The sequence below is a fragment of the Halomonas sp. A020 genome, assembly GCF_027943625.1.
Taxonomy (GTDB): Bacteria; Pseudomonadota; Gammaproteobacteria; order Pseudomonadales; family Halomonadaceae; genus Vreelandella; species Vreelandella piezotolerans.
Genome location: NZ_AP022850.1, coordinates 927,454 through 948,864, shown reverse-complemented (window position 1 = coordinate 948,864; position 21,411 = coordinate 927,454). Strand labels below are relative to the sequence as shown.

Here is a 21,411-nt window from a genome sequence, read left to right as displayed (position 1 = left end):
GCTGTTCTCCTGGCACTTCTTAAGTATGGGAAGGGGTGGGGTTGGTAACAGTGGGCTTGGTGAGCCACTGCCAAACCACCACGACAGCGACGTTGAGCAGCATCGCCCAGACGCCAGCGTGCCAGCCAAAAGGTGAGCTCCAGGCGAATTCCATCAACAGGTAGGCCACGCTGCCGAAAAGAGCACCCGCCATCACGCTGGCGCGGCGCAGCTGTGGCATGAACAGCGCGCCGATCACCATAGGGAATAGCTGGACAATCAACCCGTAAGCGCCGAGTAGCAGCAGTACCAGGGATGAGGGGTTAGCCAGTGCAAACAGGTAAGCAATCAGCGACAGGCCGAGTACGCTCCAACGTGTTGCGCTGACGACCGCCTTCTCGCTGGCGTCTTTCATCATGGTTGGGCCGACCACATCGCGGACTAATACCACCGCCGCGGTATGCGCTAAGTTGGCGCCGGTCGACATAGCGGCGGCCAGCGCGCCAGAGAGCATTAAGCCGATAACCCAGGGCGAGAAGTTGGCCACGTCCATCACCATGCGCAGTAGCACTGTGTCGGAGCGCTCTAACGGTGTGTCAGCAAACACTATGATGCCAGCAAAGCCAATAAACAGCAGCGGTACCAGTAGGTAGGCGTAGAGGGGGTAAAAGACGCTGACTTTGCGCAGCGTTTTGCCGCTATCAGCCGAGTAGAACTTCATAAACAGATGCGGCCACATGGCGCCGCCGAACGCGCTGACCAATACCGCCGTGCTGAAGTAGCCCCAGTTCATGCCCGTTGCGCCTGGCATGGTGAGGTACTCGGGCATCGTCAGTTGGATTTGGCTGAACATGTCGCCCACGCCGCCGTAGAGGCGTTCGGAGATGCTAAGACCCAGGAACCAAGCGATGGCTATCATCATGATGCCCTGAATGAGGTTGGTCCAACCGATGCCGTTTAGGCCACTACAGAAGACATAAGCAGCAACCACTAAGAAAGCCAGCAGCGCACCCAGCCAGAAGGGGATCACCCCATCCGTTGCTGCCTGAAACAGCAGGCCTGCACCGGCAATCTGGATGGTGAGGTAGGGCACCAGTGCTAACACGCCAATCACGCCCGCCAACATGCCCAGCGATTTGCTTTGGTAGTAATCGGCAATCATATCGCCTTGGGTGAGGTAACCTCGCTCGCGACCTAGCTTGGCTACACGCGGCCCCATGGCCCAGATGGTGATGGGAACCAGGGAGAGGTAGGCGAGAATATAGAAGGCTGGCGCGCCATGCTGATAGCTCCAGCCCGGAGCGCCCAGGAAGGCGAAAGCGGAGAAGATTTCAGCGCCAAGAATGAAGAACAGGATCACGACGCCCACGTGGCGACCGCCCGCGACATAACCTTCCAAGCTGGAGTTTTCCTGACCGCGAGCGCGAAGCCCCACCCATAGAATCAAGGCGAGATAGGTCAAAGTGATGCCGACAACAATGATCGAATCATTCATGGCGTCCACCTCCGTGGCGAACGGCAAAGGCGACCCACATGCCGATAAATAGGATCAGCATCCATAGGATGTACCAGAAAAATAGAAAGGGCAGTCCGAGCACGGTGGGTTCGATACGATTGGCGATCAGTGCGCCGGGCCAGATCATCGCCAGGGTGCACACCGCAAAATGCAACCCCGTTACAAGGTGGTACTTGTTGTTCATAGCAGAGTCCTGCTCGCCATGGCGAGTCTTGTTATGAGTTGTTGTGTCACTATGAAACAAGAATAGAGATACCAAAAATATAGATTTTAGATGCTAGCCATATCATATAGGTATGTTAAGTAGTAAGTTGAAGAAGAAAAGTGACTGATTGGGGGGAGATAACAACAATGGAATTTCGCCAGTTGGAGTACTTTATTGCCGTGGTAGAAACAGGCTCAATTTCCGCTGCTAGCCGGAAAGTGTATGTTGCGCAGCCAGCGCTGACTCGCCAGATGAGGTTGTTGGAAGAGGATGTAGGTACCCAGCTTCTATATCGCCATGCTCGGGGGATTCGGCCGACGGTTGCGGGGCAAGCACTTTATAGTGAAGCCACACGGATGCTAGACGAGCGCTCTGATATCAAAGCGCGACTACTGGCACTTGGTAGCGGTCAAACGGGCAAGCTCAGTCTAGGAGTCACCGTCACGCACTTATGGGTTCCCGGAGTAGCTAAGCTCATGGGCGGCTATCGTGGTCGCTTTCCTCATGTGGCGCTGGATGTCTTTCCGCTACTTTCCGGCCCACAGTTGGATAGGCTGCAACAGGGCACCCTTGATGTCGGTATTCTTTATCTTGATGATCATGCACAGTCAGATATCGAAGCACGTTTACTCCAGCACGACCACCTGATACTTGCCGTCCCCACTACCTCGACATGGGTGCAAGTGCCACCTAAAAAACTAGCAGAGCTTGCCGATGCTGAATTTGTCTGGGGGTACCGCAGCATTTCACCGGTCTATTACGATCGGGTGGTGGCGCACTTTTCGCGGTTCAACTTTGAGCCTCGTGTGGTGCAGTATGGCGCTGATAATATTACGATTCTTAGCATGGTGGCGGCTGGATTAGGGTTGGCAATCGTACCGGCCGCTAGCCGAAGTCACCCCATGCCCGGCATTCATTTTATTGAGCTGGATGAGCTAACCGCCTGCGATATGCCACTGTGGTTAGCGTGGCGAGCTGGTAATGTATTGCCGGTGCTCGATAATTTTATCCAAATGGCGACAGAGGGGTTTTAACAAGACCGTCCTCTTTAAGGCAGATGCCGCTCTAGGTGGCTTACTCGGAAAACATGCTAAATATAACCCCCCTTAGCCAGCGGTTGCCGGGGTCTTGATGGAAACGGCGATGCCAGAAAAGATTGATGGGAATGTCTGGAAAGGCCAGCGGGTGCTCGCGAACGGTGAGGCCAAATCGTTCGCAAGTCGCTTCGGCCAATTTATTCGTAACCGTCACGACGAGATCGCTGCTGCCCACGATGTAGGGAATGGCAGCGAAATGCGGCAGCGTCAATCTCACCGGGCGCTGAATGCCCGCGTTGGCGAGCTGCTCCTCTACCACGCCATGACCGGTACCGCTCGCGACGATGACGGCATGATGGGCTGAGCGAAACTCCTCGAGACCAAAATCGCCCTTGGCGAGTGGGTGGTTGTCACGCATCAGGCAAACATAGCGCTGCTCGAATAGCCGCTGTTGATAAAAGCCAGCGCCCAGCTGCGGTATCAGCCCAACGGCTAGATCGATCTGCCCCTCTTCCATCTCATACTTCAGCGCGTGATGGCTGCTGCGAGCGGTGTGGAGCGAGACGCTGGGAGCCACCTGGGATAAATGCTGCAGTAAACGGGGCAGGAAAACGATTTCCCCAATGTCGGTCATGTTGAGGTGAAAGGTACGGCTACTAAGGGCTGGGTTGAAATCGTTGTGTAGGTTCAGCGTGTCATTCACTTTCCCTAACGCGTCGGCAAACCCGGGATAAAGCTGGCTTGCGCGGGGCGTGGGCTGTAACCCTTGCGAGGTGCGTTCGAAGAGTTCGTCGTTCAATAGAAGACGTAAACGCTTCAAGGCATGGCTGACCGCAGGCTGGGTAATGCCCAGGCGTAGCGCGACACGCTGTGTGTTTTGCTCTTGGTAGAGCAGATCGAACACCACCAGCAAGTTGAGATCGATATCGGCAAGCTTGATCATCACAATGGCCTCTGACGGGCATGCGACGATTGTCTACTTCTGTCGCGGAGTGCTAGCTCAACTCTTTGTTTCATATCGTTATTAGCGCCGTTTATAGTTTACATGAAGAGGGCTGTGTGGTGACCGTTGCCTCCTCCTAATAGCGTTATCAGTAGAGCGTGAGGCTCGACATGATAACGATACACTGTGAAAGGGAGTGAAGCATGCACGTCAAACATACCCAGCCAAAACGTCTCTCCATTGGCATTGTGGGGGGCGGGATCGGTGGCGTCGCCTTTGCCGTTGCGCTGTCGCGAGATAGCGGCCTTGATGTCCAGCTATTCGAAGCCGCTCCCCAGTTCTCCGAAATCGGCGCTGGGGTCTCCTTTGGCCCCAATGCGGTACGAGCCATTCAGCTGTTGGGGTTGGAAGCGGCCTATCAACGTATTGCCGACGCCTCACCAGCCCCCTTCGAAGATGTGTGGTTCGAGTGGCGCCGAGGCAGTGATGATACCTACTTGACGGCCAGCCTAGCGCCGGGCGTTGGCCAATCCTCGGTACACCGTGCCGACTTCCTGGATGCGATCGTGGCCCATCTGCCGGAGGGCATCGCGCATTTCGGCAAACGCTGTGTCGCGGTGACGCAAGACGCCGCTAGCGCCACTGCCCACTTCGATGATGGCACGCACTTTACGGGGGATGTCATCATCGGCTTTGACGGCATCAAATCGGCGGTTCGCTCCCATGTATTACCGCCCGACCAGTTTGGCGATATTGCGCCCTTCTGGAGCGGTACTTACGCGTATCGTGGCATGATCCCCACCCACACCTTAGAGACAGCGCTCGAGGCTAATGGCAGCGAGAAACGTTTGGCATGGGTGCCGCAAATGTATCTCGGTAAAGATCGCCATATTTTGACGTTTCCGGTCAAACAGTCCCAGCTCGTCAACGTCGTAGCCTTCATCACGGACCGCTCGGTTCCTCACCCGCGGCTACCCGACGGGGAGGAGTGGGTTCAGGCCGTCAGCCAGCAGGAAATGTTACACGTCTTCCAAGGCTGGAGCCCGGCTTGCCAGGCCATTCTCGCATCCATCGCCGAACCAACGCGCTGGGCGCTGCATGAGCTACCCGAGCTTCCCTTCTATCGGCGCGAGCGCGTCATGGTTGTCGGCGACGCCGCCCATGCGCTCGTGCCCCACCAAGGGGCGGGGGCTGGACAGGCGCTCGAAGATGCCTACGTGCTGGCGACACTACTGACAGACGTCCGCTGCGATCACCGCCCCGTGAGCGATGTGTTGGCCGCTTTCGAGCACGTGCGCCATGCACGCACGTGTCGAGCGCAGCGTACTTCCCACGACGCCGGCGATGTCTATGAATATTCGGGAAAAGGCATTGGGGGCGATGAGAGCAAGCTCATCCACGATCTGGAAAATCGCTTCGACTGGCTGTGGAATCACGATCCACACGACGATGTCATTGCGGCTCGGCAGTATCTCGAAACCGTATCTCGAGACCGTCTCTAGAAACTCCGCTTGAGGCGAGTGCGCGTCGAGCAACACGCTTGGATCATTCTTTTGTCTTATGGCGCTCTGTATCACGGCGAAGTGATTGCGTGGCTCTTTAACACGCGGTTGCGTATCGATACGCGCTTTATCCGGCGCTGAGCGCCCCTGGCGAGGGCACGTCTCGTGCAGCGGCTCTCGCACTCGGGGTTATGGGGAAAAAGTGGCTGAATAGCCGAGCCTGTCATGCGCTTGTGATACCTCCTTGGTATGGACGCGCACTTAAACAATATTGGTTCCGGCTTGCACGGGCACGCAAACTGCTCGATAGCGAAACGATTGCCTGATGCCGGAGCCGCCATGTCAACTGTTATCCAACGAATAGAGACGCTTCTGGTCGATTTACCGACCATCCGTCCTCATAAACTATCGATGACCACCATGGCCTGCCAGACCATGGTGATCATCCGCATGCATCACTCAGACGGTATCGAGGGGTTGGGCGAAGGCACGACCATCGGCGGCCTAGCCTATGGCCCGGAAAGTCCCGAGAGCATCAAGCGCAACATCGATACGTACTTGGCACCTCTGCTGATTGGCCAGCCTTCCCAGAACATTCACCACGCCCGCGCGCTGCTCAATCGGCATGCGCGCGGCAACATGATCGCTAAATCCGCACTGGAAATGGCGCTGCTCGATGCCCAAGGCAAGCGCCTGGGGTTGAGCGTGGCCGAGCTGCTGGGAGGCGTGCGTCAGGATCATATCCCCGTGCTATGGACGCTCGCGAGTGGCGATACCGCGAAAGATATCGATGAAGCCATGCTGCGTTTAGAGCAGCGTCGGCACTGCGACTTCAAATTGAAAATTGGCGCCAATCCCGTGGGCCAGGACGTCCGCCACGTAGCGGCCATCAAGGAGGCCTTGGGAGACCGGGCGAGCGTGCGCGTCGATGTCAATCAAGCGTGGGACGAATCCACCGCCGTTCGCGGTATTCAGTCGTTACAAGAGGCGGGTATCGAGTTGATCGAGCAGCCCATCGGCGCGCGTGAGCATGCGGGGTTGGTGCGTTTGGCGAACCGCTTCAATGTGCCCATGCTCGCCGATGAGGCCGTCCAGGATGCGCGTGACGGCCTTGATTTGGTATGCGGCGGCTTCAGCGGAGCCTTTGCACTGAAACTCGCCAAGTCGGGCGGGATTTATGGCGCACTGGAGCTCGCGCATGTCGCCCAGGCGGCTGGCATCGGCCTGTATGGCGGCACCTTGCTGGAAGGCACGATCGGTACCGCCGCGTCGCTGCATACGTGGGCAACGCTACCGACCATGACCTGGGGAACGGAAATGTTCGGCCCGCTCTTGCTGCAAGACGATATCGTGGTGTCGCCTCTCGACTACAGCGAATTTGGGGTGGCCTTACCGCCTGGGCCAGGTCTGGGGATCACCTTGGATGAAGATAAGTTGGCGCACTACGCGCGCTAGCCAACGCGCCGCACGCAAAGACCGCAAACGAAAAGGAGAGCCATCGATATGCTGTTTCAAGTCGAGATGACCGTCAAATTGCCGACCGATATGCCCGCCGAGCAGGCCGCGAGTATCAAGGCAACCGAAAAAGCGTACTCCCAGGACCTACAGCGTCAAGGCAAATGGCGCCACCTGTGGCGGGTGGCCGGTAGCTACTCGAACGTCAGTATCTTTGACGTAGAGGACAATGCCGAGCTTCAAGAGCTGGTCAGTAACCTGCCGCTGTTCCCCTACATGGAGATCAGCGTCAAGCCGCTTTGCCGCCACCCCTCGTCCGTGCGTGACGACGACAGCTAATGCTCGGCGGAGCACGCCAAGGTACTGATCCATAACATCTATAATAATGTAGCGAGCTATCTCATGACCGTAAAAATCTTCGACACGCCCGAGGTTCAAGACTTTCTCAACGCCGTGGCCGGCCTGGATCAGGCAGGCGGCAATGACCGCGCCAAGCAGATCGTGCATCGGTTGGTAGGTGACCTGTTCAAACTGATCGACGACTTCGATGTCACCGAAGAAGAGTATTGGGCCGCCGTGAACCTGCTCAACGCGCTGGGTAGCCAGACCCAGTTCGGCCTGCTCTCGCCGGGGCTGGGGTTCGACCACTTCCTCGACATGCGCCACGACGCCATCGACGCCGAAGCCAAGCGCACCGGCGGCACCCCGCGCACCATTGAAGGCCCGCTCTACGTGGCCGGCGCCCCGGAAGCTGACGGCTTCGCCCGGATGGACGACGGCAGCGATCCCGACGGCGAGACCATGTGGCTGACCGGCCAAGTGCGCGACGTGAACGGCCAGCCGATCCCCGGCGCCAAGGTCGAGATCTGGCACTGCAACTCCAAAGGCGGCTACTCGTTCTTCGACCCTTCCCAGGACGAGTACAACATGCGCCGCACGATCTATGCCGACCGCGACGGCCGCTACACCGCCCGCAGCATCGTCCCGTCGGGCTACGGTGTGCCCGAAGGCGCCCCCACGGACGTCGTGCTCAAATCGCTGGGCCGCCACGGCCAGCGTCCGGCGCACATTCACTACTTCGTCTCGGCCCCCGGCCATCAACACCTGACGACTCAGATCAACCTCGCCGGTGACCCCTACACCTTCGATGACTTCGCCTTTGCCACGCGCGAAGAGCTGGTGGTGCCCGCCGAGCGCATCGACGATCCCACCGAGATCGCCCAACGCGACCTGGACGGCCCCTTCGCCCATGTGGTGTTCGATGTCGAGTTAGCGCCCACCGACGCCGCCGAGCTGCAGGTACGCCACGCCCGCCCCCGCGCCAAGGAAGACGAGCAGGATCTGGCCAGTCAACTGGCCGGAACGGCCAAGGTATAACCCCCCCTGTTCAAGAGGCGGACCTTCCCCTTGGCCCGCCTTGACGCCCTAACAGCGTGACATCCTAACGAGGAGAGCGATCATGACCACACAGCTTGATCAACTCGAAGCCCGCGTGCGCGGAGCGGTACAAGACGACCCGGATCACGGCATTTTCCGCTGCCACCGCAGCATGTTCACCGACCCCGCCTTTTTCGAACTGGAGATGAAGCACATCTTCGAAGGCAACTGGGTCTTTCTGGCCCACGAGAGCCAAGTGGCCGAGCCGGGCGACTACTTCACCACCACCGTTGGCCGTCAGCCGATCGTCATCACCCGCGACAAGCAGGGCGAACTGCACGGCCTGATCAACGCCTGCGCCCACCGCGGTGCCACCCTATGCCGCCGCAAGCGCGGCAACAAAGGCACCTTCACTTGCCCGTTCCACGGCTGGACCTTCAAAAACGACGGCCAGCTGCTCAAAGCCAAAAACGAAAAGACTGGCGCCTACCCCGACCAGTTCAAGCAAGACGGCTCCCACAACCTCAAGCGCCTACCGCGCTTCGAGAACTACAAAGGCTTCCTGTTCGGCAGCCTCAGCGACGACGTGCTGCCCCTCGAGCAGCACCTGGGCGAAACCACCAAGGTCATCGACAACATCGTCGACCAAGCCCCCGAGGGTCTGGAAGTGCTGCGTGGCACCTCCTCCTACACCTACACCGGCAACTGGAAACTGCAGGCCGAAAACGGCGCCGACGGCTATCACGTCAGCTCCGTGCACTGGAACTACGCCTCCACCATGGAGCGCCGCAATTACGACGCCGGTGGTACCAAGGCGGTGGACGCCGACGGCTGGTCGAAGAGTAAAGGCGGCTTCTACTCCTACGAAAACGGCCACATGATGCTCTGGACCCGGCTACTCAACCCCGAGGTGCGCCCGGTCTACCAAGAAAAAGAGTGGATCCAAGAGCAGCTAGGCGAGGCGCGTGCCGACGCCATCGTCAACCAGACGCGCAACCTCTGCCTCTACCCCAACGTCTACCTGATGGACCAGTTCTCCACACAGATCCGCGTGCTGCGCCCCATCGACGTCAACAGAACCGAAGTTACGATCTACTGCTTCGCCCCCAAAGGCGAGTCGGCCGAAAACCGTCGCGTACGTATCCGCCAATACGAAGACTTCTTCAACGTCTCCGGCATGGGCACGCCGGACGACCTCGAAGAGTTCCGCGCCTGCCAAGAAGGCTACAACGGCGCGTTGGCCGAATGGAACGACCTCTCCCGCGGCGCCCAACAATGGATCGAAGGGGCTGATGAGAACGCCCAGGCCATCGACATGAAACCGCTGCTCAGCGGCGCCTCCCCCGAAGACGAAGGGCTCTACGTGCTGCACCACCAACACTGGGTCAGCGAAATGCTGCGCGCCATCGACAAAGAGCGTCGCCAGTTCATCGCCACGGCGACCGCCTAAACGTCCGATGCCAGAAGAGAGGAGAGAACGCCATGAGCATCAGCTATCACGACATCCAAGCCTTTTTATACCGCGAAGCGCGCCTACTAGATGACCGCGAGTGGGACGAGTGGCTTGCGCTGTATCGTAAGGACGCCGAGTTCTGGATGCCCGCCTGGGACGACGATGATCAGCTCACCCGCGATCCGCACAGCGAGATCTCGTTGATCTACTACCCCAACCGCGAAGGGCTGGAAGATCGGGTCTACCGGATCAAGACCGAGCGCAGCGGGGCGAGCACGCCGGAGCCGCGCACCACGCACCAGGTGACCAACCTCGAAATCCTGTCGCAAGACGACCAGACGGCCGAGCTGCGGTTCAACTGGCACACGCTGAGCCACCGCTACAAGAAGACGGACAGCTTCTTCGGCACGAGCTTCTACACCCTGGACGTCTCGGGCGAGCGCCCGCTAATCACAAGAAAAGTCGTGCAGTTGAACAACGACTACATCCATCAAGTCATCGACGTGTATCACGTGTGACTCGATGGGAGAGGAGATTTCATCATGAGCTATACCATTGCCCTCAACTTCGAAGACGGCGTGACGCGTTTCATCGGCTGTAAAGAAGGGGAAACCGTTCTTGACGCGGCTTACCGCCAGAAAGTGAATCTTCCGATGGACTGTTCCGACGGCGTATGCGGCACCTGCAAAGGCCACTGCGAGCAGGGCGAGTTCGATATGGGCGACGAGTATCTGGAGGAGGCGCTCTCTGATGAGGAAGCGGCCGAAGGCCAAGTGCTGACCTGCCAGATGGTGCCCTCTTCAGACTGCGTTATCCAAGTGCCCGTCGCGTCTACGATGTGTAAAACCCAGGTGGGCAAGGTCGAGGGAACGGTCGCTGCCGTCGAGCAGCTCTCCGAAGACAGCATCGAGCTGGTAGTCGAACTGGAGGAGGGTCAGGAGCTTGCCTTTTTGCCTGGCCAGTACATCCATATCGACGTGCCTGGCACGGAGCTGCATCGCTCTTACTCTTTTAGCTCTCAGCCAGGCGATCAGCGGGCCACGTTCCTGATTCGCAATATCCCCAATGGGGTGATGAGTGGCTATCTGACCGACCGTGCCGCCGTGGGTGACAAGCTTACACTGACAGGCCCGTTAGGCAGCTTTTACCTACGTGAAGTCACGCGCCCGATACTGATGCTGGCAGGCGGTACGGGGCTGGCACCCTTTTTGTCCATGCTAGCGCAGCTGGTCGAGAAGGGCTGTGACGCGTCCATCCACATGATTTACGGTGTCAATAAAGACGATCATCTGGTAAAAATCGATGCCTTGGAGGCGATCGCGGAGAAGCTGCCCAGCTTTAGCTACGCCACCGTGGTGGTGGACGAGGCCAGCGAGCACCCGCGAAAAGGGTATGTGACCCACCATATGGATGCCGCCGTGATGCATGACGGGGATGTGGATGTGTACTTGTGTGGGCCGCCTCCGATGGTCGACGCAGTGCTCAAGCATTTCGACACGGAAGGCATCGAACCGCAAAGCTTCCACTATGAAAAGTTTACGCCTAACCAGGCGGGAGCGTCAGCATGAGCGATCAACGTTTGGATAGGGCTCGATTTCAGGACCGAGTAATGATCGTCACCGGGGCCGCTCAAGGGATTGGGCGGCGGGTGGCCGAACGTGCGGCGATGGAAGGCGCGCGCCTGGTGCTGGTAGACCGCTCTGACTATATCCACGAGGTCGTGGAAGACATCCGTCAGGGCAGTCGTGAGGTGGTGGCGGTACAAGCAGACCTGGAGACCTGGGCAGGTGCCGAGCAGGCGATGCAGTCGGCGGTCACCGCGTTTGGGCGTATCGATATTTTGATCAATAACGTGGGGGGCGCCATCAATTTCAAACCCTTCACGGAGTTTAGCGAAGCGCAAATTTCCGCAGAGATCACCCGCTCCCTGATGCCGACGCTATGGTGCTGCCGCGCGGCGCTGCCAACGATGGTGTCCCAGGGCGCGGGTGTGATCGTCAACGTCTCTTCCGTGGCGGCACGAGGGATTCATCGTATCCCTTACTCGGCGGCCAAGGGCGGTGTCAACGCACTCACTGAGTCGCTGGCTTTTGAGTACGCTGAGGCGGGCATTCGTGTCGTGGCGGCGGGCATTGGCGGCACCGAAGCGCCACCGCGCCGCATCTCTCGTGGAACGCCCGAGCCCAGTAATGACACCGAGCGCGCTTGGTTCCAAGCCCACATCGACCAGACCAAGCAAAGCTGCCTCATGAAGCGCTACGGTACGCTCGATGAGATGGCCGCCCCCATTCTGTTTCTGGCGTCCGATGAGGCGAGCTACATCACAGGGAGCGTTCTACCGGTCGGTGGGGGTGATCAAGGCTAATCGAACCGTTAGCCATCGTCGTAAACCCGTTGTCAAAATAACGCTAAATACTACAAAAACCCCTGGAGCACACCGTGAAACATATAGAAAAAGGCGTGAGCTTACTGCATGCGCCTCGCGATTTTCTACGTGACCTCAATGCTGAGAATGCCAGTACTGGGTTAGTCGCCGGCATCTTAGGTCTCAGCGTTGGCGTCGTCCATATCAGTGCGGGCACGTCAGCAGGTCTCGACCCCTCCTTCATCATGATCTGGGTCATCAGCTATTTGATGATCAACGGTTTGTTTGGGCTGTTCATGCCCGCTTACTACCGTCTACCGCTGCCGATGGCAAACTCCATTCCAGGTGCGCTGATGTTTGCCGCGGTCATTCCGGTGATCGGGCTAGAAGCGGCCTTGGGCGCTGGTCTTATCGCTGGCATCATTACGCTGATAGCGGGCGTGACCGGTGTCATGGGCATCGTGATGCGGTTGATACCGATGCCAATCGTGATGGGCATGGTCGGCGGTATGCTGCTTAGCTTTGGGCTCAACATGGTCAAGCCGCTGGAAAACGCGATGGTGCCAGCCGCGATCATGATGTTGGCTTTCTTTATCTCGGCGAGAGTCTTTCGCAAAATTCCCCCGCTCATCATCGCCATGGCGGCAGGGCTTGCTTACCTGACAGTCACCGGAGTGGATCTTTCGGGAATCCAAGCGACCATCCGGTTTCCGGAGTTCATTCTGCCGACGTTCACTCTGGAGGCGTTTCTCACCTATGGGTTGCCGCTCGCGATTATTCTGGTTGGGATGGAGACGCCGGCAGGCGTGGGCTTGGTCAAAGGAATGGGCTATAAGGACGCGCCCGCGAACGCGATCACGGCCGTGGGTGGCATCGGAACCATCGTGTCATCGTTCTTCAATCTACACAGTACTTGCATCGCGGCACCCATGACCGGGGTATGCGCCTCACCGGAGGCCGGTGCCCATGACAAACGCTGGGTCGCAGCGGTCATTGCCGGGGCTATTTTTATCGTGGCGGCGCCTTTCTATGGTTATGTGGTCAGCCTGCTGGAAGCCACGCCTCGCTACTTCATCACCATCATCGCTGGCTTGGCGCTGATGCGTGTCATCACGTCCTCCATGACCATTGCGTTTGCGGGCAAGAAACACGAAGTAGGAGCGCTGTTCGCCTTTTTAATTGCCGCTTCCGGTATTCAAATATTGGGAATCGGCGCAACGTTCTGGGCCCTGGTCCTTGGAGTGGTAGTATCGGCCATTTTTGAAACCAAAGATTTTGACGTCATGTTTACGCGTAGAGCGGCCCAGAAACATAGCGGATAGCAAGTTCTGCTTTGTTACTCTTTTGATGCGTTTGGCCCGTACATGCTTAGGCAGTGCGGGCTTTTTTCTATGGATGCCCGTTGAGACCTTTGTGCTTTGGTCGTATCCCACCCCGACTTTGGACAGAGTGTGTTGGCCGTTCCTAGCCCATCCTTACCTGCGCGACGGGATATACTCGATAATGCGTTGAGAGGTGGGTTTATTTGTTAGCTTGCTATCCTTGTGTTTGGTTTTTTATTAAATAAAAACAAAAGGTTGTGCTTTTCGTGTGATGTCCTGTGTGCGACCGCACAAAAAACGAACGCTGCTTGAGATACCTTCGAAGTATGGGTGAGAACTCAAACGATATTGGTCTGTTAATGGGTGTTTGTTCGATATTGTCGTGAAGAGTACAGAGACACAGTGTCCTCATGTCCTAAGTAGATACTCAATCACTTCATCGACAAACGTCCATTCGGTGATTGGGAGATAAATAACGATAAAACTAACAATAGGCTTTAACCATGACCGTAAAAATCTTCGACACGCCCGAGGTTCAAGACTTTCTCAACGCCGTGGCCGGCCTGGATCAGGCAGGCGGCAATGATCGCGCCAAGCAGATCGTGCATCGGTTGGTAGGTGACCTGTTCAAACTGATCGACGACTTCGATGTCACCGAAGAAGAGTATTGGGCCGCCGTGAACCTGCTCAACGCGCTGGGTAGCCAGACCCAGTTCGGCCTGCTCTCGCCGGGGCTGGGGTTCGACCACTTCCTCGACATGCGCCACGACGCCATCGACGCCGAAGCCAAGCGCACCGGCGGCACCCCGCGCACCATTGAAGGCCCGCTCTACGTGGCCGGCGCCCCGGAAGCTGACGGCTTCGCCCGGATGGACGACGGCAGCGATCCCGACGGCGAGACCATGTGGCTGACCGGCCAAGTGCGCGACGTGAACGGCCAGCCGATCCCCGGCGCCAAGGTCGAGATCTGGCACTGCAACTCCAAAGGCGGCTACTCGTTCTTCGACCCTTCCCAGGACGAGTACAACATGCGCCGCACGATCTATGCCGACCGCGACGGCCGCTACACCGCCCGCAGCATCGTCCCGTCGGGCTACGGTGTGCCCGAAGGCGCCCCCACGGACGTCGTGCTCAAATCGCTGGGCCGCCACGGCCAGCGTCCGGCGCACATTCACTACTTCGTCTCGGCCCCCGGCCATCAACACCTGACGACTCAGATCAACCTCGCCGGTGACCCCTACACCTTCGACGACTTCGCCTTTGCCACGCGCGAAGAGCTGGTGGTGCCCGCCGAGCGCATCGACGATCCCACCGAGATCGCCCAACGCGACCTGGAAGGCCCCTTCGCCCATGTGGTGTTCGATGTCGAGTTAGCGCCCACCGACGCCGCCGAGCTGCAGGTACGCCACGCCCGCCCCCGCGCCAAGGAAGACGAGCAGGATCTGGCCAGTCAACTGGCCGGAACGGCCAAGGTATAACCCCCCCTGTTCAAGAGGCGGACCTTCCCCTTGGCCCGCCTTGACGCCCTAACAGCGTGACATCCTAACGAGGAGAGCGATCATGACCACACAGCTTGATCAACTCGAAGCCCGCGTGCGCGGAGCGGTACAAGACGACCCGGATCACGGCATTTTCCGCTGCCACCGCAGCATGTTCACCGACCCCGCCTTTTTCGAACTGGAGATGAAGCACATCTTCGAAGGCAACTGGGTCTTTCTGGCCCACGAGAGCCAAGTGGCCGAGCCGGGCGACTACTTCACCACCACCGTTGGCCGTCAGCCGATCGTCATCACCCGCGACAAGCAGGGCGAACTGCACGGCCTGATCAACGCCTGCGCCCACCGCGGTGCCACCCTATGCCGCCGCAAGCGCGGCAACAAAGGCACCTTCACTTGCCCGTTCCACGGCTGGACCTTCAAAAACGACGGCCAGCTGCTCAAAGCCAAAAACGAAAAGACTGGCGCCTACCCCGACCAGTTCAAGCAAGACGGCTCCCACAACCTCAAGCGCCTACCGCGCTTCGAGAACTACAAAGGCTTCCTGTTCGGCAGCCTCAGCGACGACGTGCTGCCCCTCGAGCAGCACCTGGGCGAAACCACCAAGGTCATCGACAACATCGTCGACCAAGCCCCCGAGGGTCTGGAAGTGCTGCGTGGCACCTCCTCCTACACCTACACCGGCAACTGGAAACTGCAGGCCGAAAACGGCGCCGACGGCTATCACGTCAGCTCCGTGCACTGGAACTACGCCTCCACCATGGAGCGCCGCAATTACGACGCCGGTGGTACCAAGGCGGTGGACGCCGACGGCTGGTCGAAGAGTAAAGGCGGCTTCTACTCCTACGAAAACGGCCACATGATGCTCTGGACCCGGCTACTCAACCCCGAGGTGCGCCCGGTCTACCAAGAAAAAGAGTGGATCCAAGAGCAGCTAGGCGAGGCGCGTGCCGACGCCATCGTCAACCAGACGCGCAACCTCTGCCTCTACCCCAACGTCTACCTGATGGACCAGTTCTCCACACAGATCCGCGTGCTGCGCCCCATCGACGTCAACAGAACCGAAGTTACGATCTACTGCTTCGCCCCCAAAGGCGAGTCGGCCGAAAACCGTCGCGTACGTATCCGCCAATACGAAGACTTCTTCAACGTCTCCGGCATGGGCACGCCGGACGACCTCGAAGAGTTCCGCGCCTGCCAAGAAGGCTACAACGGCGCGTTGGCCGAATGGAACGACCTCTCCCGCGGCGCCCAACAATGGATCGAAGGGGCTGATGAGAACGCCCAGGCCATCGACATGAAACCGCTGCTCAGCGGCGCCTCCCCCGAAGACGAAGGGCTCTACGTGCTGCACCACCAACACTGGGTCAGCGAAATGCTGCGCGCCATCGACAAAGAGCGTCGCCAGTTCATCGCCACGGCGACCGCCTAAACGTCCGATGCCAGAAGAGAGGAGAGAACGCCATGAGCATCAGCTATCACGACATCCAAGCCTTTTTATACCGCGAAGCGCGCCTACTAGATGACCGCGAGTGGGACGAGTGGCTTGCGCTGTATCGTAAGGACGCCGAGTTCTGGATGCCCGCCTGGGACGACGATGATCAGCTCACCCGCGATCCGCACAGCGAGATCTCGTTGATCTACTACCCCAACCGCGAAGGGCTGGAAGATCGGGTCTACCGGATCAAGACCGAGCGCAGCGGGGCGAGCACGCCGGAGCCGCGGACCACGCACCAGGTGACCAACCTCGAAATCCTGTCGCAAGACGACCAGACGGCCGAGCTGCGGTTCAACTGGCACACGCTGAGCCACCGCTACAAGAAGACGGACAGCTTCTTCGGCACGAGCTTCTACACCCTGGACGTCTCGGGCGAGCGCCCGCTAATCACAAGAAAAGTCGTGCAGCTGAACAACGACTACATCCATCAAGTCATCGACGTGTATCACGTATAAGCCGCATCGATGAGACAGGGACGTCGCTGATCGTGTCTTCCATCAACGCGAAGCGCGATGGACATAACAATCTAAAACAACACAATCCTGGTGAATCCATAATGAAAAATGTCAAAAAGACCACTCTCGTTGCTGCTCTGGGTACCACTCTGACGCTGTCGGCCATGGGCCTTTCGGCGAATGAAGATCCCGTGAAACTGGGGCTGATGCTGCCTTATTCAGGCACCTATACAGCGCTGGGCGAAGCCATCACTAACGGCTTGAAGCTGGCCATCGAGCAGGAGGGGGGGCAGTTGGGCGGTCGCGACGTCGAGTACGTCGAGTTGGATTCCGAAGCCGATCCTTCCAAGGCTCCGCAAAACATGAGTCGTTTGGTCAACGGTGACAACGTGGACTTCGTGATAGGTCCGGTACACTCAGGCGTGGCGATGGGCATGCTGCGCGTGGCCAAACAAACCGGCGCCATTACGATCATTCCGAATGCAGGGCTTGGGGCGGCGACCAACGAACTGTGCATGCCGAACGTGTTTCGCACCTCCTTTAGTATGTGGCAAGACAGCTATCCCATGGGAAAAGTGGCCTACGAGCAAGGGCATAGAAACATCGTGACCATTACCTGGGACTATGCAGGGGGGAAAGAAGACCTGGAGGGCTTTGAAGAGGCCTTTACCGCCGAAGGCGGTGACATCGTCCAGCAAATTCTCGTGCCGTTTCCGAGCACCGAATTCCAGAGTTACCTGACGCAGATTGCCAGCCTTCAGCCGGATGCCGTGTACACCTTCTTCGCGGGGGGCGGTGGTGTCAGCTTCGTGAGGGATTACGCGGCGGCGGGGCTCAACGAGAGCATCCCGCTGCTGGGGTCCGGGTTCCTTACCGAAGGTAATCTAGCCGCCCTGGGCGATGCGGGTGAAGGCGTCATGACCACGCTTCATTACGCAGAGACGCTAGAAAACGACGCGAACCGCTCGTTCGTGGCCGCCTATGAAGACGCCTACGGAGAAGCGCCGGATACGTACGCGGTGCAAGGCTACGATACCGGCATGATGCTAGCCCAGGCGCTCAATGTACTCGGTGGAGACACGTCAGACCGCGATCGACTAATCGATGTCTTGGCAAATGTTCAGTTAGCTAGTCCGCGCGGTCCGATGAGCTTCTCGGATTCCCACCACCCCATCCAGAATGTCTACCTCCGCGAGATTCGTGACGGCAAGCACGAGGTCGTCAGCATTGCTGCCGAGAATCTAGAAGTGCCCGACGACGCCTGTCAGATGTAACGACACTTCGTACAGCTTGGGAGCGGGGCAATCCCGCTTCCCCTTTTATGCTCGGAGGGGTCTTATGGATCTCGCATTTTTTGGTGTCCAGCTGCTCAATGGGCTCCAGTATGGGTTGCTGCTGTTTTTGATAGCCAGTGGGTTAACGCTGATTTTTGGGATCATGGGCATCATCAATTTGGCCCATGGTGCCATGTACATGATCGGTGCCTATTTGGTGTATGACCTGACCATGCGTTTCGGCAACTTCTGGTTGGCCATCTTGGTTGCGGTCCCCATCGCTATCGCACTCGGCCTGGTCATCGAGCGGCTGTTTCTCGACACGCTCTACAAGCGCGACCATCTCTATCAAGTGCTGCTGACCTTTGGGTTGATTTTAGTGCTCAACGAAGCCCAGCGAATCATCTGGGGCGGCGACGTGCATCGCGTGCCGGTACCTGCGCCGTTCGACGCCAGTATCCAACTCACCGACAACCTGCAGTATTCGGTCTATCGGCTCTTCGTCATGGGCGTTTGTCTGGTGTTGGCCGGCGTCATCTATGGCGTCATTCGCCATACCCGTCTGGGCATCATCATCCGGGCCGGTGCCGTGAATCGCGATATGGTGGAGGGGCTCGGTATCAATGTCCGTACGCTCTTCACACTGATTTTTAGCGTGGGTGTGGCGCTCACCGCCTTTGCCGGCATGATTGCCGCGCCGCTCACGTCGATTGCCCCCGGCATGGGTGACAGTATTTTGATCACCTGCTTCGTGGTCGTGGTCATCGGGGGGATTGGCTCCATCAAGGGTGCCTTTTGGGGGGCCATCATCATCGGTATGGCCACGACCTTCGGCGCTGTGCTCATTCCCAGTCTCGCCAGCATGGTGATCTACCTGATCATGGCAGCGGTTCTTTTGGTGAAACCGCGCGGTCTTTTCGCGTGAGGAGAACAAGCAATGTTACATAGATATCCCAAGCGCGTTGCCTACCTCATGTTGGTACTGACGGCGCTAGTGGCAACCTTTCCGCTGTGGGGCGAGGCGGTCTTCGGCAATCAGGCCAATTTCATGCTGGAGAAGCTGACCTTGATGCTGATTCTCGCGCTGTTTGCCATGAGCCTCGATTTGCTCGTGGGCATCGTGGGTCTGGTGAGCCTGGGGCACGCGCTCTTTTTCGGGTTAGGCGCCTATACGCTTGCCCTCGCCAGCCCTGACTTTAGCCCAGCCTCCATGTGGTGGATGCTGCCTCTGGTGATCGGCGTGTCGGCCTGTGTTGGGCTCATCGTCGGCCTCTTGGTCATTCGCACCAAAGGTATCTTCTTCATCATGACGACGCTGGCGTTCGGTCAGATGCTTTACTACTTCATTAGCACGTCTCAGTTCGCGGGGGGCACCGATGGTGTCTTCATCATGTTCCGCCCCAGCTTGGCCGTGGGCGATACCCTGCTAGTCGATTTGGATGACCCTTACAGTTTCTTCTACTTCTGCCTGGCAACGCTGTTGGCGGGGTACCTCTTTCTGCGCTGGCTGACCCGCTCCTACTTCGGTCAGGTGCTGGACGGCATTCATGATAACGAGCACCGCATGCAGGCCCTGGGCTATGCCACCAGTGGTTACAAGCTGATCGCTTTCGTGATTGCCGGGGTGATGGCTTCGATTGCCGGCATGCTGGCGGCGATGCAGTACGGCTTCGCCAATCCAGCCCAGCTCGGCTGGCACACGTCCGGCGAGGTACTGATGATGCTGATTCTGGGCGGCATAGGCACCATCTTTGGCCCCATTCTAGGTGCCTTCGCGTATGAAATACTGCTGTTCGTCTATGAGCATGCCACGACACATTGGCCCATTTTGATGGGGCTGACCATCATCGTGGCAGTGTTGGTGCTGCCGCGCGGTGTGGCAGGCCTGATGATCGCGCCTCCCTGGGCACGCAAACGCCGCACGACAGCCAATGACGCGCCGGAAAAGGCGACCGTCTCCGCCCAGCCCGTGACACAGAGTAAGGTGGACTAGCCATGAGTGATGACATCGTATTAGCCACCCAGGGCTTGACGCGTCGTTTTGGTGGCCTCGTTGCCGTCAATGACGTGGACTTTGATGTGAAAGCCCACGAAATACATGCAATTTTGGGCCCCAACGGCGCCGGCAAAAGCACCTTGATCAATTTGCTCTCCGGTGAGATCCCCCCGTCGGAAGGCCAGGTGCTCTATCGACAAAAAGCGATTCAAGGCAAAAGTGCTCGCCAAATTGCACGCTTGGGCATTGGGCGCAGCCATCAGAAAACCAATATTTTTCCACGCCTTAGCTGCTTGCAGAATTGTGAGCTAGCGGCACGCATCCATATGGGCGGCGTGTTGGGCAGCTGGCGTTCCCGTCACACGGCGCAGCAGGTGAGCGAGCGCGCCCAAGAGGTGCTGGAAACCTGTCAGCTGAACCACCGGGCGCACACGACCGCCTCGGACATGAGTTACGGCGAGCAGCGCCAGCTTCAGATCGCCATGGTGCTGGCTACGGCACCCTCCTTGATGCTGCTGGACGAACCGATGGCCGGCATGGGGCGTGAAGAGACGGCGCAGGTCACGGAGCTGCTCGCCAGTTTGACCGACCGCTACACCCTGGTGTTGATCGAGCACGATATGGATTCGGTTTTCCGCTTGGCCAATCGCATCACGGTCATGGTCGATGGCTGTGTCCTAGAAAGCGGCCCGACGGAGCAGATACGTACCAGCGACAAGGTGCGCGATGTCTACTTGGGACGTCACGACGAAGGAGTAACCGCATGACCACAGACGCAACCGTGACTCCCCTCATCGAAGCCCGCGGGCTGCACGCCTACTATGGCGAAAGCCATGTGTTGCACGGCGTCGATGTGACCCTAATGCCCGGAGAGACGCTCAGTTTGTTAGGGCGTAACGGCATGGGAAAAACCACCACGTTGAAGTCGATCCTCGGTTTTGTGCCACCACGCCGTGGGGACGTTTATATCAAGGGCGTGTCGACCGCGAAACGACGCCCATGGCAGTTGATGCGTCAGGGAATCGGCTACGTACCCGAAGGGCGTGGCATCTTTCCTGGGATCAGCGTGCGTGAGCATCTCATTATGGCGGCGCGCCCCAATGAGCGGGGAGAGACCCCCTGGACCATGGAACGCGTGCTGGACACGTTTCCGCGCCTGGGGCAACGCATTAACCATGATGGCGCGCTGCTGTCGGGCGGGGAGCAGCAGATGCTCTCGATTGGTCGAGCGCTGACGACGAACCCCGATCTGATGATCCTCGATGAAGCCACCGAAGGCTTGGCGCCGCTGATACGCGATGAAATCTGGAACATCATTCGCACTATCAAGGCCACGGGCATCTCGACGATCATCGTCGATAAAAACATCGATAACCTGCTGGAAGTGGCTGAGAAGCACTTGCTGTTAGTGAAAGGGGAAGTGAAGTACAGCGGTGATTCACAGGGGCTCAGGAATAACCCAGGACTGTTGGAAACGCACCTGGGCGTTGCGTAATGGAAGGCCTGGCCGAGCTCTCTTTGCCAGGCCATTACACAGG

21 protein-coding genes are annotated in these 21,411 nt (G+C 58.4%); 18 read left to right on the top strand and 3 right to left on the bottom strand.

Annotated elements, in window-relative coordinates; genetic code table 11:
• Positions 1-19 precede the first annotated feature (19 nt).
• Both FRH_RS04355 and FRH_RS04350 read right to left on the bottom strand, forming a co-directional pair.
• Positions 20-1,474, bottom strand: coding sequence for a sodium:solute symporter family protein (locus tag FRH_RS04355; protein ID WP_139525931.1), 1,455 nt, complete (start codon positions 1,472-1,474; stop codon positions 20-22).
• Positions 1,467-1,679, bottom strand: coding sequence for a DUF3311 domain-containing protein (locus tag FRH_RS04350; RefSeq protein WP_139525930.1), 213 nt, complete (start codon positions 1,677-1,679; stop codon positions 1,467-1,469). The genes FRH_RS04355 and FRH_RS04350 overlap by 8 nt, the downstream gene beginning before the upstream one ends.
• Positions 1,680-1,846: 167 nt before the next feature.
• On the opposite strand from FRH_RS04350, the gene FRH_RS04345 reads away from it, so the two are divergent.
• On the top strand, positions 1,847-2,734 hold the full coding sequence (locus FRH_RS04345) for a LysR family transcriptional regulator (protein WP_139525929.1): 888 nt from the start codon (positions 1,847-1,849) through the stop codon (positions 2,732-2,734).
• A 40-nt stretch (positions 2,735-2,774) separates the two neighbouring features.
• Here the strand turns inward: FRH_RS04345 and FRH_RS04340 are convergent, their stop codons facing one another.
• Positions 2,775-3,680: a LysR family transcriptional regulator gene (locus tag FRH_RS04340; protein ID WP_139525928.1), complete on the bottom strand. Its 906-nt coding sequence runs from the start codon at positions 3,678-3,680 to the stop codon at positions 2,775-2,777.
• Positions 3,681-3,883: 203 nt separating this feature from the next.
• Here FRH_RS04340 and salA point away from each other — a divergent pair, with 203 nt between their 5' ends.
• From salA to FRH_RS04255, 17 genes are all read left to right on the top strand, one after another.
• Positions 3,884-5,182, top strand: a complete 1,299-nt coding sequence (gene salA, locus FRH_RS04335; protein WP_139525927.1) for a salicylate 1-monooxygenase — start codon at positions 3,884-3,886, stop codon at positions 5,180-5,182.
• A gap of 339 nt (positions 5,183-5,521) precedes the next feature.
• The gene (locus FRH_RS04330; RefSeq protein WP_139525926.1) at positions 5,522-6,637 is read left to right on the top strand and encodes a muconate/chloromuconate family cycloisomerase; all 1,116 of its coding nucleotides are present in this window, start codon (positions 5,522-5,524) and stop codon (positions 6,635-6,637) included.
• A 48-nt stretch (positions 6,638-6,685) separates the two neighbouring features.
• A complete protein-coding gene (gene catC / locus FRH_RS04325; RefSeq protein ID WP_044630238.1) occupies positions 6,686-6,976 on the top strand; it encodes a muconolactone Delta-isomerase in 291 nt (96 codons plus the stop codon).
• Positions 6,977-7,039: 63 nt separating this feature from the next.
• A complete protein-coding gene (gene catA, locus FRH_RS04320; RefSeq protein WP_139525923.1) occupies positions 7,040-8,014 on the top strand; it encodes a catechol 1,2-dioxygenase in 975 nt (324 codons plus the stop codon).
• Positions 8,015-8,096: 82 nt separating this feature from the next.
• Entirely contained in the window at positions 8,097-9,464 is a 1,368-nt protein-coding gene (locus FRH_RS04315) for a Rieske 2Fe-2S domain-containing protein (protein ID WP_139525922.1), read from the top strand.
• 32 nt (positions 9,465-9,496) lie between these two features.
• Positions 9,497-9,985 (top strand): benzoate 1,2-dioxygenase small subunit, encoded by a 489-nt coding sequence (gene benB, locus FRH_RS04310; protein WP_096921910.1) that lies wholly within the window; start codon positions 9,497-9,499, stop codon positions 9,983-9,985.
• A 24-nt stretch (positions 9,986-10,009) separates the two neighbouring features.
• Positions 10,010-11,035 (top strand): benzoate 1,2-dioxygenase electron transfer component BenC, encoded by a 1,026-nt coding sequence (gene benC / locus FRH_RS04305; protein ID WP_139525925.1) that lies wholly within the window; start codon positions 10,010-10,012, stop codon positions 11,033-11,035.
• Entirely contained in the window at positions 11,032-11,832 is an 801-nt protein-coding gene (gene benD, locus FRH_RS04300) for a benzoate diol dehydrogenase BenD (RefSeq protein ID WP_231125687.1), read from the top strand. Before benC ends, benD begins: the two co-directional genes overlap by 4 nt.
• 74 nt (positions 11,833-11,906) lie before the next feature.
• Entirely contained in the window at positions 11,907-13,154 is a 1,248-nt protein-coding gene (locus tag FRH_RS04295) for a benzoate/H(+) symporter BenE family transporter (RefSeq protein WP_281997863.1), read from the top strand.
• Between the two features lie 503 nt (positions 13,155-13,657).
• The gene (gene catA, locus FRH_RS04290; protein ID WP_281997862.1) at positions 13,658-14,632 is read left to right on the top strand and encodes a catechol 1,2-dioxygenase; all 975 of its coding nucleotides are present in this window, start codon (positions 13,658-13,660) and stop codon (positions 14,630-14,632) included.
• An 82-nt stretch (positions 14,633-14,714) separates the two neighbouring features.
• Positions 14,715-16,082, top strand: coding sequence for a Rieske 2Fe-2S domain-containing protein (locus FRH_RS04285; RefSeq protein WP_139525922.1), 1,368 nt, complete (start codon positions 14,715-14,717; stop codon positions 16,080-16,082).
• 32 nt (positions 16,083-16,114) lie between these two features.
• On the top strand, positions 16,115-16,603 hold the full coding sequence (gene benB, locus FRH_RS04280; RefSeq protein WP_096921910.1) for a benzoate 1,2-dioxygenase small subunit: 489 nt from the start codon (positions 16,115-16,117) through the stop codon (positions 16,601-16,603).
• Positions 16,604-16,704: 101 nt separating this feature from the next.
• On the top strand, positions 16,705-17,877 hold the full coding sequence (locus tag FRH_RS04275) for an ABC transporter substrate-binding protein (RefSeq protein ID WP_139526233.1): 1,173 nt from the start codon (positions 16,705-16,707) through the stop codon (positions 17,875-17,877).
• A 64-nt stretch (positions 17,878-17,941) separates the two neighbouring features.
• Positions 17,942-18,802 (top strand): branched-chain amino acid ABC transporter permease, encoded by an 861-nt coding sequence (locus FRH_RS04270; RefSeq protein WP_281997861.1) that lies wholly within the window; start codon positions 17,942-17,944, stop codon positions 18,800-18,802.
• Positions 18,803-18,814: 12 nt separating this feature from the next.
• Entirely contained in the window at positions 18,815-19,870 is a 1,056-nt protein-coding gene (locus tag FRH_RS04265) for a branched-chain amino acid ABC transporter permease (protein WP_231125581.1), read from the top strand.
• A 2-nt stretch (positions 19,871-19,872) separates the two neighbouring features.
• Complete coding sequence (locus FRH_RS04260; RefSeq protein WP_139525921.1) at positions 19,873-20,640, top strand: ABC transporter ATP-binding protein; 768 nt, start codon at positions 19,873-19,875, stop codon at positions 20,638-20,640.
• Positions 20,637-21,368, top strand: coding sequence for an ABC transporter ATP-binding protein (locus tag FRH_RS04255; protein ID WP_139525920.1), 732 nt, complete (start codon positions 20,637-20,639; stop codon positions 21,366-21,368). The genes FRH_RS04260 and FRH_RS04255 overlap by 4 nt, the downstream gene beginning before the upstream one ends.
• Positions 21,369-21,411: the final 43 nt, after the last annotated feature.